Here is a 13,053-nt window from a genome sequence, read left to right on the forward strand (position 1 = left end):
GGCCCTGGGGGGAAAAGCAGGGGGCGAAGCGTACTCCCGTTCACGCGCGTTGACCACCCGCTAAATCGCGAGGGCGCATTGAGTTATTGAAAAATATAGTTACTAATCATTGCCTCGTCCGGGGATGATTCGCGGGCAAAGGATGATATTTTGTTCGTAAAGACACACCTGCCGTTCACCCATCGCAAGGACTACCCACATGCCCGGCCATAAGAATTTACTGACACTCGCCTTTATTGGCGCCGCACTGCTTCCGGTGATGGCAACTGCCGCTGATGCACCCACCTTCACGCCCGAACAGGAAGCCCGTATCGGCAAAATTGCCGCGGACTATTTAGTCGCGCATCCGGAAGTGCTGCTGCAGGCCAGCCAGAAGCTGCAGCAAATTCAGGAACAGCAGCAGGCCAGCGCCGCGACGCAGGCGGTACTGAAGAACGCGGCTGCGCTGACGCAGGATAAAAACACCCCAACCTATGGCCCGAAAGAGGGCAAAGTGACCGTTATTGAATTCTTTGATTATCAATGCGTTTACTGCAGCCGTCTGGCTCCGGTCATGGAGCAGGTTATTAAAGAGAACCCGCAGACCCGCTTTGCTTTCAAAGAGTGGCCAATTTTTGGCAGCCGTTGGGAAACCTCGCTGGAGGCGGCGAAAACCGGGCTGCAGATTTATCAGCAGAAGGGCGCAGAGGCCTATTTGACCTACCATAACGGCATCTATTCCACCGGGCATAACGAAGGCAAGCTAACCGCCGCTGACGTGCAGCAGCAGGCGAAGAAGGTCAATTTCGATGCGAAGAAAGCGGCGGACGTTGAGTCGGTACTGGAAAGTACCAACCAGCTGGCGCAGGAGATCGGTTTAAGCGGTACGCCCGGCGTTATCGTAATGCCGACGACCGGCGCCACGGAGGCGACGATCACCGTATTCCCTGGGCTGGCGGATAAAGCCTCGCTGGATGCGGCGATTAAGAAAGCGGGCGGCTGATAATTAAAGGCGCCCACGGAAAACTCATCATCAGATGATCTGATAAGTTTTGTCGGCCATATAAAGCGCTAGCCGCTACCGGGTAGCGCTTCTTCGCCACGGCAGCAGCGCTGCAGCATCGACATAATCACCTGAAATAGCTCATCTTTCGCCTGCTGCTCCGTGATGACGCCGTTTACTACCGCAGCCGATAGCCCGTCGGCGGATCCAAGCATGGCGAGAATGGCTGCTTCGCTGAGGTTTTCACTCTCGCAAAGCGGCGAAAAATATTGCCGGCATTTCGCGGTAAATGCGGTTATGCACTCCTGCTTGATTTTCTCCAGCTCAGGCGTCCCGGCCAGCGCGGCCATCACGCTGGGCATTTCGCGGCCCTGGAGCAGGACGCACTCAATGTAGGCATTAGCGATCGCCGAAGCCAGTGTCTCCGCCCTGGGTTCGGTGTTGCGCAGAATTTCATCCATCTTTACGCTCTGGCGCTGGTCGTATTCCGCATACAGCGCCGCGAAAAGTCCCGAACGGCTGTCAAAATGATCGTAAACCACCGGTTTAGTCACCCCCGCCTGGGTCGCCAGATAGCCCAGCGTCAGGGCGTCGGTTCCTTCCTCGCGAATAATATGCCAGGCGACGTCCATCAGCTGCGTGCGCCGCTCTTCTCGCGTTAAACGCTGCCGTACGAGGGGTTGAGACATAAAAGGATTCTCCCGTTGACATGCTAATATACCAAAGGTAAGTTACCATGAGTAGGTTACTGTTAGTATATTAGACTACGTCCAATATCGTTATCGCGCAACTGGGGTATCCGTCATGCATGCATTAATCGTGGTTTCTCATCCTCTTAATACTTCTCTGACTCACAGCGTAGCGACGGCTATTGCGCAAGGGATTGCCGAATCCGGCCAGCAGCACACTGCTGAAATAGCAGATTTAACGCAGGAAGGCTTTAACCCGGTGTTTACTGAGCCGGATATCGCCGCATTTCTGCAAACCGGCGCCACGCCGCCCGATGTGATTGCTGAGCAGGCCAGACTCGATCGAGCCGACGCGCTGGTGCTGGTCTTTCCCGTTTACTGGTGGTCGATGCCTGCGCTGCTGAAGGGCTGGATCGACCGCGTGTTTGCCAACGGCTGGGCCTATGAGGAAACCGCCGGGGGCGAGGTGGTGAAGAAGCTCGGGCGCCTGCGAGTGCACCTGGTTGCGTTAGGCGCAGCCAATCAGAAAACGTATGATAAGCATGGGTTTACCGCTGCTTTTCATGCGCAGATCGCCCACGGCATTTTTGATTACTGCGGGGCGACGGTGGCCAGTTCGCAGCTGCTGCTGTTACCGGAGCTGGAAACGGCGAAAGCGCATCTTGAGGCGGGGTATCAGCTAGGGAAGACGATATTTAACTGAAAGCAGAAAAGCAAAAACTGGCCTTGTGGGCAGGTTCTTTAAATAGTGGTGCCCGGACTCGGACTAACGCCGCAGGCGTTGAACAGCGCGCTTGTCGCGCTGGCCCCGAAGGGGTGAGCCGCCGTGCGGCGAATAATCGAACGGAGTTCGATGGAGAGTCCGCTCGCGGAAAAGCAAAAACCCAGCCATAGGCTGGGTTCTCTGAATAGTGGTGCCCGGACTCGGACTAACGCCAGAGGCGTTGAACAGCGCGCTTGTCGCGCTGGCCCCGAAGGGGTGAGCCGCCGTGCGGCGAATAATCGAACGGAGTTCGATGGAGAGTCCGCTCGCGGAAAAGCAAAAACCCAGCCATAGGCTGGGTTCTCTGAATAGTGGTGCCCGGACTCGGAATCGAACCAAGGACACGGGGATTTTCAATCCCCTGCTCTACCGACTGAGCTATCCGGGCAACGGGGCGCATTAAACCGTAATCCGTACGCTCCGTCAATCAAATTTCTCGATTTATCTACCGGTTGCTTAACTTTGCGGCAATTCTGCGTCTGAGCGCGCTATTCTGCGGGAAATTACATCATGCCGTTATCGCCTTCGCGGTTCTTCCAGCCGCTGGTCACTGAGATCGCGTGGCGAAGTCCGGAGATCGCGTAGTCGCCGACGACGTCTTCGTCATCGCGCGGCGAGCTGATGGTAATTTCCGCGTCGACGCCGTGACGGTATGCGCCGTGGTGGCTAAAGATGGTGCCGATAAAACATTTATCATTCAGCCAGACCGGAATATAGGCGACGGTTTCATAAATATAGTTAGACGCCACGCCGCTATAGTAACTTTCCGCATCGTCGGCCGACGTGCCCGGAGGAATAGGGCAGATTGGGGCTTCGCCGTCGCTCTGCGGCTTATCCTTAAGCAGGCTGCTCTGCATCACCTCCAGCGACTTCAGCAGATCCGTTTTTTCCCCGTCGCTTAACGCGGGCGTCAGCGGCTGGCCTTTTTCCGGCGAGCGGATGTCATTGAGAGTGTAGCGATAGCGGATCGTCACCGCGGGCGCGCTACTGCCCGAGGGGGCAAACGGGCGCAATAAATAGAGATTATCTTCGCCAAACTGACCGTTGTACCAGAGGGCATAAACCTGGCCATTAATGCGTACCCACTGGCTCCACTGGTTGGCGCCGCGGCCGTTAAGGGAAAAAAGCGCGCCGGGAACCCCTGCGTCAAAATCATCGCCGTTGCCGCTATCGTCGCTGTTGACCGTTTCGAAAGCGTCGTCGTTGCGTTTTAAGACTCCGGTATAGCTAAAGAGTCCGGTGCCGCCGACGTAGCTATCGATAATTAAATCGCGTCTGCCGTCACCGTCGAGATCCACCAGGGTGAAGCTGACTTTGCCGTTTTCGGAGTCGGCGCTGATATCAGACTGGAGAAACGCCTGCCACTCATCATCGCTGATATCGGCGGAAGGTTTGCTCGTCGAGACCAGAGAGTCGTCCGCGTAGGTCAGCGTAAAATGGCTGACCTTGCCGCTGAGGGGAAACTGTTCGGCGATCTTATTCAGATCCAGTTCAGGGTTGACCTTCTGCTCTTTTAACACGGCGTTATACAGCGCTTTCAGCGCATTATTATCGGCTTCTTTTTGCTGCCTGGGGATAACCTGACTGACGAAAGTGGGCAACATCCATGCGCCGCCGGGGGCGATTTCCCGGCAGTCGCCGGTGGTGTATTTCAGGCTCTGAACAAAGGTCCGGCCGTCCCACACGCGCTCTTCTCCGCTGATGCAGTCGGCAATACCGCGGCCCTTGTTGAAAAAGGTAAGCACGCCATCGCCATAGCTGGAGGCGTCGGTAGCGATCAGCTGAGGCTGAGTCATAAATGCTTTGTCGACCACCCATATGGCGTAGCCGTCGTTGTAGGCCGCGCGCCAGCAAAGGGCCTGAATCAAGGTGTGGTTTTTATCCAGCGGGGTGGCGGTGAGCTGACGCTCGGAGGCCGGGATGTCGGCGTTTTGCCAGTCGTCGCAATGGCTGTTAAGCACGGGGGTTAGCTGCGGAAGAAGCTTCTGCCGCTGTTTTGCCGTCAGCGTCGCGGCAGCGGCATTGTTAATGACCGGCGCGGCGATGATTTCCGGCGCGGGCGCCGCCGGCAAAACGTTGTCATCGCCGGCATCTCCTTGACGCATCAGCGCATCGGCGGTGCCCAGGCGCTGCTGGAACTCATCCATTTTCAGAAATGCGGCGCTGCTGCCTGCGCTGGAAAGCACCTTGCGCTCGCCGTTAATCGCCAGCTCAATTTTGCCGTTATGCTCCAGGGCCTGAATCAGGGCCGACGTCTGGCTATCATCAAAGCGAAAATGGCTCTCGTCGACGGCTTCGAGGGCGCCGTTGTCGCGATCGTCGATGAACAGAGTGACCGTGGCGTCGGGCGGAATATCGCGTTCGGTTTGCGCGAAGGTCGCAACGGCGACGACGTGCTGCGCCGCGCCCGCATTGCGGGTCAGCAGAACACTGACTTCGCCCATGGTGACGCCATAGCCTGCGGCCCGGCAGGTGCCGGTGTTGTCGCAGGCGAGCTCCCAGTCTTTATGCGCGAAAGAGAAACCTTGCGGAGAGGCTGCCAGAAGCGGTGTCGAACACAGCCCCATAATGGCAGCCCAAAGAAGAGAGCGCATATCAAACCCTGTCAGCATATCGATGAGTGGGGAATTATATGCGCGATGAATCGGTTAAGATATCGGAATCAGGTCAGCGCACCGCCCATCCGGCACTGGGCAAAACGCAAAATATCTTCTGCCAGGCGACGTGCGGTATCGACGTCAGTCTGGCTACGTTTGATCAGCAGGCGGCTCAGGCAACCTTCGATGATCAGCTCCATCTGCTTCGCGACCATCGCCGGATCGTCAACCTCCAGCTGGCTAAGCAGTTCGTGAGTATAGGCCAGAGAAGCCTGCTTCTGCTGCTCGGCCAACTGATGGATCGGGTGCTGAGCGTCCGGGTAAAAAGTACAGGCGGCGATAAACAGGCAGCCGGGATAACGATGGTTGCTAACGCAGGTGGTCAGCGCGGCGTAGCGGGCCAGCAGTTTCTGCTCTGCGCTTAGCGACTCGTCGAGTAAAAGCTGACGGCGCCAGGCATCGACCTGATGGCTAAGATGGCGAAGCGCGTCATACAGCAGCGCCTCGCGATCGGGCCAGAAACGTTTGAGGTCATTGAGCGGGTAAGCCACGCGCTCGGCGACCATTTCCAGCGTGGTGTTAGCGATACCCTCGATTTCGAGGATTTGGATGGCTTCACTCAAGACTTCTTCACGTTGCACGGTCTTCTCCTCCATTTTCCCTCCTAAAGTGTCGCTCACGGTTATCGATCGCGCAAATGGGCGCTGAATGCCGCGGCATCCATAAACCCGGTGACACGCTGCGCGGGCTGCTCCTCGCCCTGTTCGTTGAAGAACAGAATCGTGGGGAGGCCAAGCACCCTGAGGTGCTTCAGCAGCGCCGCGTCTTGTGCGCTATTTTTCGTGACATCCACTTGTAGCAGAACGGTCTCTTTCAGGGCCTGTTGAACCTCAGGTGAGGTAAAGGTGTATTTCTCGAACTCTTTGCAGGCCACGCACCAGTCGGCGTAAAGATCGAGCATCACCGGTTTGCCTTTCGCCTGCGCCAGCGCCTGATTGAGCTCATCGACGCTATGGATACGGGTAAACTGGAGATGGGATTGCCGTTGCACGACCGGTGCATCGAAAGCCCAGTCCTGCAGCGGACGGGCGCTGACCAGCGCGGCGCCGAGCATGGCGATTTGTACGAGACGCAGCCAGGGGCGCGTGCCGCCCAGCGAGGTGATAAACGCCCAGCTAAAAAAGGCGACGCCAAGCAGCGACCAAAGCCGCAGGCCCCACAGGTCTCCCAGGATGCGTTCCAGTAAAAATACCGGCAGCGCGAGGATCACGAAGCCAAAGGCGGTTTTCACGTGAGCCATCCACGGGCCGCTTTTCGGCAGCAGGCGGTTGCCAAATACGGTCACCAGGATCAGCGGCAGCCCCATTCCGAGCGCGTAGAGGTACAGGGTTCCACCGCCCAGCCACAGATTACCGCTCTGGGCGATATAGAGCAGAATGGCGCTCAGCGGCGCGGTGGTGCAGGGCGAGCAGATTAATCCGGCAATCGCCCCCATGGCGAATACGCCGCCGGGTGAACCGCCCTGGCGTTTATTGCTCATCAGCGTCAGACGCGTTTGCAGCGATGAAGGCAGCTGGAGCGTAAACAGACCAAACATCGACAGCGCCAGCAGGATAAACACGACCGACAGGCCGATCAGCACATAAGGGTGCTGCAGCGCTGCCTGGAACTGCAGGCCCGCAGCGGCGACGACCAGACCCAGCGCGGTGTAGGTTAACGCCATTCCCTGAACGTAGATAAAGGCCAGCAGCAGCGCGCGGGCGGTGGAGAGGCGTTTTTGACCGCCCAGCACGATGCCGGAAATCAGCGGATACATCGGCAGAACGCAGGGGGTAAAGGCGATGCCGATACCAATTAATAGCGCCCAAAGCGCGCTAAAGGGGAGATCGGCGCTGTGGTTGTCCGCGACGGGAGAAGGAAGGTCGGACGGCGACTCGACCGGCAGCGCCGGGCGCGTTTCCAGCGGCAGCGGCGGGTTCAGCCTGGGTTGCCCGGCGTGCGCATCGTTACTGGAGCGCGCCAGCGCTTTGCCAAGCGGCACGATTTTGGTTTCTGGCGGATAGCAAAAACCCGCATCCGCGCAGCCCTGCCAGGTGACGGTAAGGGTTGCGCCAGCGGCGGCGTGCGTCAGAGTGACCGGGACGGTCAGGCGCTGGCGGTAAATTTCACTTTTACCGTAAAACTCGTCCTCATGCCATTCGCCTGACGGCAGCGAGGGTTCGATAAACGTCGCATCGGCGGAGGTCAGCTTAATCTGTTTGCGGTAAAGATAGTAACCCTCCTTGATTTGCCAGGTCAGATTGAGATCGTGTTGATTCTGCTGAAAATCGAAGGCAAAAGCCTGGTCAGCAGGAACAAAGTTCGAACGACCGGGGGCGTCGAACAGGCCGGCAATGGCCGATGTGCTGCAAAGCAGCAGGATCAGCGTAATGATGCGTTGAGCCATGAGAGGTAATCATTGTCTCCGTGAATAACGGGCAGAACCAAAAGTTCAGGGGTTTGATACGGGTGATGGGACTTCAGACAGTCCAGCAGCGCCTGCTGATGGGCAAGGTCGGTTTTCAGCAGCATTTGCACTTCATACTCCTGCTCCAGTTTTCCTTCCCAGTAATAGAGCGACGTCGCTCCCGGCAGGAGCGTGGCGCAGGCGGCAAGTTTTTCCGCCAATGCTTTGGCCGCCAGGTCCTGGGCGGTCGCTTCATCCGGCGCGGTACAGAGTACAACAACAGCATCAGGCGTAGTCATCGTGAACCTCGTATCAGCGAAAAGAGGCACTATAGCACGCAAGATAGGGAGGATTAACGAAACGGGCCAGGATCTGGCCCGAATTTGAAGAGATTTACAGCATGATGCCGCCAAAAATAAACCCGAGGATCACGCATAGCGTAATGGCGATGACGCCGGGGATCAGGAAGGCGTGGTTGAAGACGTATTTACCGATGCGGGTGGAGCCGGTGTCATCCATTTCGACCGCCGCTAGCAGAGTTGGGTAGGTTGGCAGAACGAACAGCGCAGAGACGGCGGCAAATGAGGCGATGGCGGTGAGAGGGCTTACGCCCAGCATCAGCGCGGCGGGCATCAGCGCCTTGGTGGTGGCTGCCTGGGAATAGAGCAGGGTTGCGGCGAAGAATAGCACGACCGCCAGCAGCCACGGATAGTTGTGCAGCAGGTCGCCTGCTACCGTCTGGATATCGCTGATGTGGGCTTTAACGAAAGTATCCCCCAGCCATGCGACGCCGAGAACGCAAACGCAGGCGCTCATGCCGGATTTAAACGTGCTGGCGTTGAGTACTTCACCGGTGTCGATTTTGCAGGTGATGCTGATCAATGTCGCGATAGTCAGCATAAATACCACGATCGCTTCGTTGCGCGGCAAAACCGGATCTTCAATCAGGCCGACGGTGTCGCTGATGGCGGTGGCGTAAAACATTACCGCGACGATACCAATCAGGAACAGCAGCACAGAGCGTCTGGCGTGCGGCTTAAGCTCGAAAACCTGGCTGCCGCGCAGCTTGACTTCCCCTTTCGCCAGCCGCTCCTGATAAATCGGATCGTCTTTTAGCTCACAGCCGAGGAAGTTACAGACGATGGCGGTGAGCATCACGGCAATCAGGGTAACCGGAATACAGATTGCCAGCAGAGTCAGGTAGCTGACGCCCAGCGGTTCAAGGATGCCGGCAAAAAAGACCACCGCAGCGGAAATCGGCGAGGCGGTGATCGCAATCTGTGAGGCCACCACGGCGATGGAAAGAGGGCGCGAGGGGCGAATACCCTGCTCTTTAGCCACTTCGGTAATAACCGGCAGGGTGGAGAATGCAGTATGCCCCGTTCCGGCCAGTATGGTCATAAACCAGGTGACCAGCGGGGCGAGAAAGGTGATGTATTTGGGGTGACGTCGCAGCATACGTTCGGCGAGACTGACCAGGTAGTCCATCCCTCCGGCGACCTGCATGGCGGCGATAGCGGCGATAACCGCCATAATGATTTCGATGACGTCGAAGGGGATCGCGCCGGGTTTAATTTGAAAAAAGAGGGTCAGGACGAGGACGCCCAGGCCACCGGCGAAACCGATGCCGATACCCCCGAGTCTGGCTCCCAGATAAATAGCCAGCAGGACAATAACGAGTTCTGCACCAAACATATATGCCTTCCTTGTTTTATTAACAAGTTGATATTGGATTGTTGTAATTTAGTAGATCAATAAGAACAAAAAAGGCATGTCATCGCTGACATGCCCGTGATTAGTTTAACCTGAAACTTTACTGTTCGCTTTCATCAGTATACCGCTTCGCTTTATAGGCCGGATGCATCAGGTTTTGCGCGGAGAAGATATCGTCCAGCTCCGCTGCGGTCAGCAGCCCGCGCTCAAGCACCACGTCTCTGACGCTCTTGCCCGTTTCGGCGCAAATCTTGCCGACGATATCGCCATTGTGGTGGCCGATATACGGGTTGAGGTAGGTGACGATGCCAATGGAGTTGTAGACGTAGCTTTCGCATACCGCTTTGTTGGCGGTGATGCCGCTCACGCATTTTTCCAGCAGGTTGTAGCAGGCGTTAGTCAGAATATGGATAGATTCAAACATTGCCTGGCCAATCACCGGCTCCATCACGTTCAGCTGCAGCTGCCCCGCTTCGGAAGCCATGGTGACGGTTGTATCGTTACCAATCACTTTGAAGCACACCTGATTGACGACCTCAGGGACCACCGGGTTTACCTTGGCTGGCATGATAGAGGAGCCCGCCTGCAGTTCGGGCAGGTTAATTTCGTTCAGGCCGGCGCGCGGGCCGGAAGAGAGCAGGCGCAGGTCGTTACAGATTTTGGACAGTTTAACCGCCAGCCGCTTCAGAGAGCTGTGGACCATCACGTAGGCGCCGCAGTCGGAGGTGGCTTCGATCAGGTCTTCGGCTGGCACAACCGGCAGGTTGCTGACTTCCGCCAGTTTTTGAACTGCCAGCTGCTGATAACCATCCGGGGTATTCAGGCGGGTGCCGATAGCGGTCGCGCCGAGGTTTACCTCCAGCAGCAGCTCAGCGGTGCGCAGAATGCATTTGGTCTCTTCGTTAAGCAGAACGTTAAACGCGTGGAACTCCTGCCCCAGGGTCATCGGCACCGCGTCCTGCAGCTGGGTACGACCCATTTTCAGAATGTCCTGGAACTCAACGGCCTTTTGCTGGAAACCTTCGCCAAGCTGGTTGATTGCATCGATCAGTTTGAGAATGGAGGCGTAGACCGCGATGCGGAAACCGGTCGGGTAAGCATCGTTAGTGGACTGACATTTGTTAACGTGGTCGTTGGGGTTGAGATACTGATATTCGCCTTTCTGATGGCCCATCAGCTCAAGGCCGATGTTCGCCAGGACTTCGTTGGTGTTCATGTTAACGGAGGTGCCTGCCCCGCCCTGGAACACATCAACCGGGAACTGGTCCATGCACTTGCCGTTATTCAACACCTCATCGCAGGCGGCAATAATGGCGTTGGCGATGCTTTTAGGGATAGTTTGCAGCTCTTTGTTAGCCTGCGCAGCGGCCTTCTTCACCATCACCATTCCGCGGACAAATTCAGGAATGTCGCTGATTTTGTTGTTGCTGATGTAGAAGTTTTCAATCGCTCTCAGAGTATGGACGCCGTAGTAAGCGTCAGCTGGAACTTCCCTGGTGCCCAACAGATCTTCTTCGATACGAATGTTGTTTAACATGTGAACCTTCTCTTTCAAGCTGCCTATGAATTCACCAAATACGCAGAATTTATGGGATCTCGCGCATTTTCTGGCCGCAGATTATTTCCTTAATCGGCCCGGTGCCCACGATCATATGCTGATAATAGCGAATATCAGTCACCCTGATCACTTATTATGTAGTGAATCCTATAAGAATTATTAATCTGTGAAATGAGTCACCGGTTTTCTATTCTTGAAAAAAATAAGCTTTTTTTACGATTGAAAAGTGACGTTTTGGCCCAACATCTTTTCGATGCGAATAGCATATCTATGACTACGGGCGCCGACGCTGGCGCCTGTTAATGAAGGAGACGCCGGTGCGTTGGATTCCATTAATTGCCGTTTTTTTATACGTTTACATTGAGATATCGATCTTTATCCAGGTCGCCCACGTGCTTGGCGTCCTGCTGACGCTGATTCTGGTGATCTTTAGCTCGGTCGTGGGGATATCGCTGGTAAAAAACCAGGGATTTAAAAACCTCATGCTGATGCAGCAGAAGATGGCGGCGGGAGAGAGCCCGGCCGCTGAAATGATCAAAAGCGTGTCGCTGATCATCGCCGGTTTGCTGCTGCTTCTGCCGGGATTCTTTACCGATTTCCTGGGGCTGCTGCTGCTGCTGCCTCCGGTGCAGAAACATCTGACCTTAAAGCTGATGCCGCATCTGCGCTTTAGCCGAATGCCGGGCGGCGGGTTTAGCGCCGGAACGGGCGGCGGCGATACCTTTGAAGGCGAATACCAGCGTAAAGACGACGAACGCGACCGTCTCGATCATAAAGACGATCGCCGCGACTAACATGCATTGCCCGGGCCGGTTACTCCGGCCTGGAATACCCCTCCGCCAGCCTGCGCTTCGGTAAAAACAGCCACAGTACCGCCAGCATGATAAACGCGTAAAGGCTCTTCCAACCCACCATCGCCAGCAGCAGCAGGCACAGCAGGCTGCCAAACGCCGCTAACACGCGATAACGCCCATGCAGCAAACGGCAGCCCGCCAGCATACACAGCAGATAGATCATAATAAAAATGCCGTTGGCGTAGACGATCAGGGCGTCCAGGTTGATATTGAGCGCGTAAATGCACAAGGCGCTAATCACGCAGCAGCCGAGTACCGCGTTCAGCGCATTGCGCGGAATTTGGCGCGGCGACAGGCGGGCCAGATAGCTCTCAGGCTTATGCTGCGCCTGCGACCACACCAGGCGGGCAAAGCTCTGGATATAGATATTGAGGCTGGCGAAGCAGGCGAGATAGCCGATAACGCAGGCAATCCACAGCGCCTGAATGCCGAACAGGCGTACGACGATATTGGGCAGCGACGCGGCGGCGGCCATCTCCTCACCAAAGGCATGAAAGTGCAGGACCAGCACGGTACAGGCCCAGTAGACCGAACCCGCCAGTAATAAGCCGATCATCAGCGCGCGGGGAAAATCGCGCTCCGGTTGCTTAAATTCAGAGGCCAGATGAGCGAAAGCCTCCAGACCGACAAAACACCAGAACATCACCGAAAGTGCGGAGAAAAGCTGCGAACTATCGATTTCAGCGGGCGCCGGGAAGGGGATATGCGTGGGGTTGATCCCGCCGCGCCACCAGATAGCAACGATCAGGGCGACAATGAGTACGGCAACCAGCGTTTGTAGATTGGCGCTGGAGCTGGCTCCGCGAGAGCCGACCCACCAGATAATCGCCAGCGTGCCCAGTTCAGCCAGCAGCAGCTGGCTATCGTGCCAGCCAAAAAGCGCCTGACCGAAGCCGGTGGCGATATGCAGGGCCGCGGGTAATCCGACCGGGATCACCGATAGAAAGAGCCAGCCGGTGACGCGCGCCAGACGCGGTCCAAAAGCCATATCCACAAAATGGGCCACGCCGCCGGCGCTGGGAAAGTGCCGACCCAGCGTGGCGAAGACGATAGCGATGGGAAACACCAGTAAAATCAGCGCCGGCCAGGCCCACAGGCTGTTGTCGCCGGCGACCAATGCGGCCAGCGCCGGAACGGCGAAGACGCCGGTTCCCAGTAATGATGTGGAGAGTAACCCCACTCCTTGGGCAAGCCCCAACTCCTGTTTTAAACCACTCATGTTTCAACCCTGCGCCCGGCAAAAAAGGGATGGTATCACAATCGCTTTTGCTTATGACGTCAGGCAACGGCGGCAAATTTGTGTGCGTCTGAGCACGAGGACAAATTTTTTTTTACTTTTCCCCTTGAAGCGGTAAAACCCCACCCCCATCTCTCAGGGCACTAGCCGGAAAACCGTGTGCGGACCGGCGTCATCCATAACTGATAATGACTTTCTCAAAGGAGAGCTATCA

Annotated in this window: 11 protein-coding genes and 1 tRNA gene; 3 read left to right on the forward strand and 9 right to left on the reverse strand. The window is 56.5% G+C overall.

Annotation, left to right across the window (positions count from 1 at the left end):
• Window positions 1-199 precede the first annotated feature (199 nt).
• Window positions 200-982 (forward strand): DsbA family protein, encoded by a 783-nt coding sequence (locus K2184_RS09970; RefSeq protein WP_004109379.1) that lies wholly within the window; start codon window positions 200-202, stop codon window positions 980-982.
• Window positions 983-1,050: 68 nt separating this feature from the next.
• Here the strand turns inward: K2184_RS09970 and K2184_RS09975 are convergent, their stop codons facing one another.
• Window positions 1,051-1,671, reverse strand: coding sequence for a TetR/AcrR family transcriptional regulator (locus K2184_RS09975; RefSeq protein WP_004109377.1), 621 nt, complete (start codon window positions 1,669-1,671; stop codon window positions 1,051-1,053).
• Window positions 1,672-1,786: 115 nt separating this feature from the next.
• On the opposite strand from K2184_RS09975, the gene K2184_RS09980 reads away from it, so the two are divergent.
• Complete coding sequence (locus K2184_RS09980) at window positions 1,787-2,374, forward strand: NAD(P)H-dependent oxidoreductase (protein ID WP_064371108.1); 588 nt, start codon at window positions 1,787-1,789, stop codon at window positions 2,372-2,374.
• Window positions 2,375-2,746: 372 nt separating this feature from the next.
• Here the strand turns inward: K2184_RS09980 and K2184_RS09985 are convergent.
• The 7 genes from K2184_RS09985 to aspA all read right to left on the reverse strand — a co-directional run bounded on the left by K2184_RS09985 (window position 2,747) and on the right by aspA (window position 10,727).
• Window positions 2,747-2,822: transfer RNA gene (locus tag K2184_RS09985), tRNA-Phe, on the reverse strand.
• A gap of 115 nt (window positions 2,823-2,937) precedes the next feature.
• Window positions 2,938-5,028 (reverse strand): DUF1176 domain-containing protein, encoded by a 2,091-nt coding sequence (locus tag K2184_RS09990; RefSeq protein ID WP_049593768.1) that lies wholly within the window; start codon window positions 5,026-5,028, stop codon window positions 2,938-2,940.
• Window positions 5,029-5,096: 68 nt separating this feature from the next.
• Window positions 5,097-5,672, reverse strand: coding sequence for a transcriptional regulator (locus K2184_RS09995; RefSeq protein WP_423241088.1), 576 nt, complete (start codon window positions 5,670-5,672; stop codon window positions 5,097-5,099).
• 41 nt (window positions 5,673-5,713) lie between these two features.
• The gene (locus tag K2184_RS10000; RefSeq protein ID WP_049591377.1) at window positions 5,714-7,477 is read right to left on the reverse strand and encodes a protein-disulfide reductase DsbD; all 1,764 of its coding nucleotides are present in this window, start codon (window positions 7,475-7,477) and stop codon (window positions 5,714-5,716) included.
• Window positions 7,453-7,776, reverse strand: a complete 324-nt coding sequence (gene cutA, locus K2184_RS10005) for a divalent cation tolerance protein CutA (protein WP_004109254.1) — start codon at window positions 7,774-7,776, stop codon at window positions 7,453-7,455. Before cutA ends, K2184_RS10000 begins: the two co-directional genes overlap by 25 nt.
• 94 nt (window positions 7,777-7,870) lie before the next feature.
• Window positions 7,871-9,172: an anaerobic C4-dicarboxylate transporter gene (locus K2184_RS10010; RefSeq protein ID WP_163525032.1), complete on the reverse strand. Its 1,302-nt coding sequence runs from the start codon at window positions 9,170-9,172 to the stop codon at window positions 7,871-7,873.
• Between the two features lie 118 nt (window positions 9,173-9,290).
• Complete coding sequence (aspA, locus tag K2184_RS10015; RefSeq protein ID WP_004109248.1) at window positions 9,291-10,727, reverse strand: aspartate ammonia-lyase; 1,437 nt, start codon at window positions 10,725-10,727, stop codon at window positions 9,291-9,293.
• Between the two features lie 338 nt (window positions 10,728-11,065).
• On the opposite strand from aspA, the gene K2184_RS10020 reads away from it, so the two are divergent.
• A complete protein-coding gene (locus K2184_RS10020; RefSeq protein WP_004097899.1) occupies window positions 11,066-11,542 on the forward strand; it encodes an FxsA family protein in 477 nt (158 codons plus the stop codon).
• 19 nt (window positions 11,543-11,561) lie between these two features.
• On the opposite strand, the gene yjeH is transcribed toward K2184_RS10020, so the two are convergent.
• The gene (gene yjeH, locus K2184_RS10025; protein WP_163525030.1) at window positions 11,562-12,821 is read right to left on the reverse strand and encodes an L-methionine/branched-chain amino acid transporter; all 1,260 of its coding nucleotides are present in this window, start codon (window positions 12,819-12,821) and stop codon (window positions 11,562-11,564) included.
• Between the last annotated feature and the right edge of the window lie 232 nt (window positions 12,822-13,053).

This window comes from Klebsiella sp. K5-306 (assembly GCF_051835185.1).
GTDB lineage: Bacteria > Pseudomonadota > Gammaproteobacteria > Enterobacterales > Enterobacteriaceae > Klebsiella > Klebsiella oxytoca.

Excerpts from the sequence above, each read along its gene's own strand:
- K2184_RS09970 (WP_004109379.1), top strand. The coding sequence starts at position 200 with ATGCCCGGCCATAAGAATTTACTGACACTCGCCTTTATTGGCGCCGCA.
- K2184_RS09975 (WP_004109377.1), bottom strand. The coding sequence starts at position 1,671 with ATGTCTCAACCCCTCGTACGGCAGCGTTTAACGCGAGAAGAGCGGCGC.
- K2184_RS09980 (WP_064371108.1), top strand. The coding sequence starts at position 1,787 with ATGCATGCATTAATCGTGGTTTCTCATCCTCTTAATACTTCTCTGACT.
- K2184_RS09990 (WP_049593768.1), bottom strand. The coding sequence starts at position 5,028 with ATGCGCTCTCTTCTTTGGGCTGCCATTATGGGGCTGTGTTCGACACCG.
- K2184_RS10000 (WP_049591377.1), bottom strand. The coding sequence starts at position 7,477 with ATGGCTCAACGCATCATTACGCTGATCCTGCTGCTTTGCAGCACATCG.
- cutA (WP_004109254.1), bottom strand. The coding sequence starts at position 7,776 with ATGACTACGCCTGATGCTGTTGTTGTACTCTGTACCGCGCCGGATGAA.
- K2184_RS10010 (WP_163525032.1), bottom strand. The coding sequence starts at position 9,172 with ATGTTTGGTGCAGAACTCGTTATTGTCCTGCTGGCTATTTATCTGGGA.
- aspA (WP_004109248.1), bottom strand. The coding sequence starts at position 10,727 with ATGTTAAACAACATTCGTATCGAAGAAGATCTGTTGGGCACCAGGGAA.
- yjeH (WP_163525030.1), bottom strand. The coding sequence starts at position 12,821 with ATGAGTGGTTTAAAACAGGAGTTGGGGCTTGCCCAAGGAGTGGGGTTA.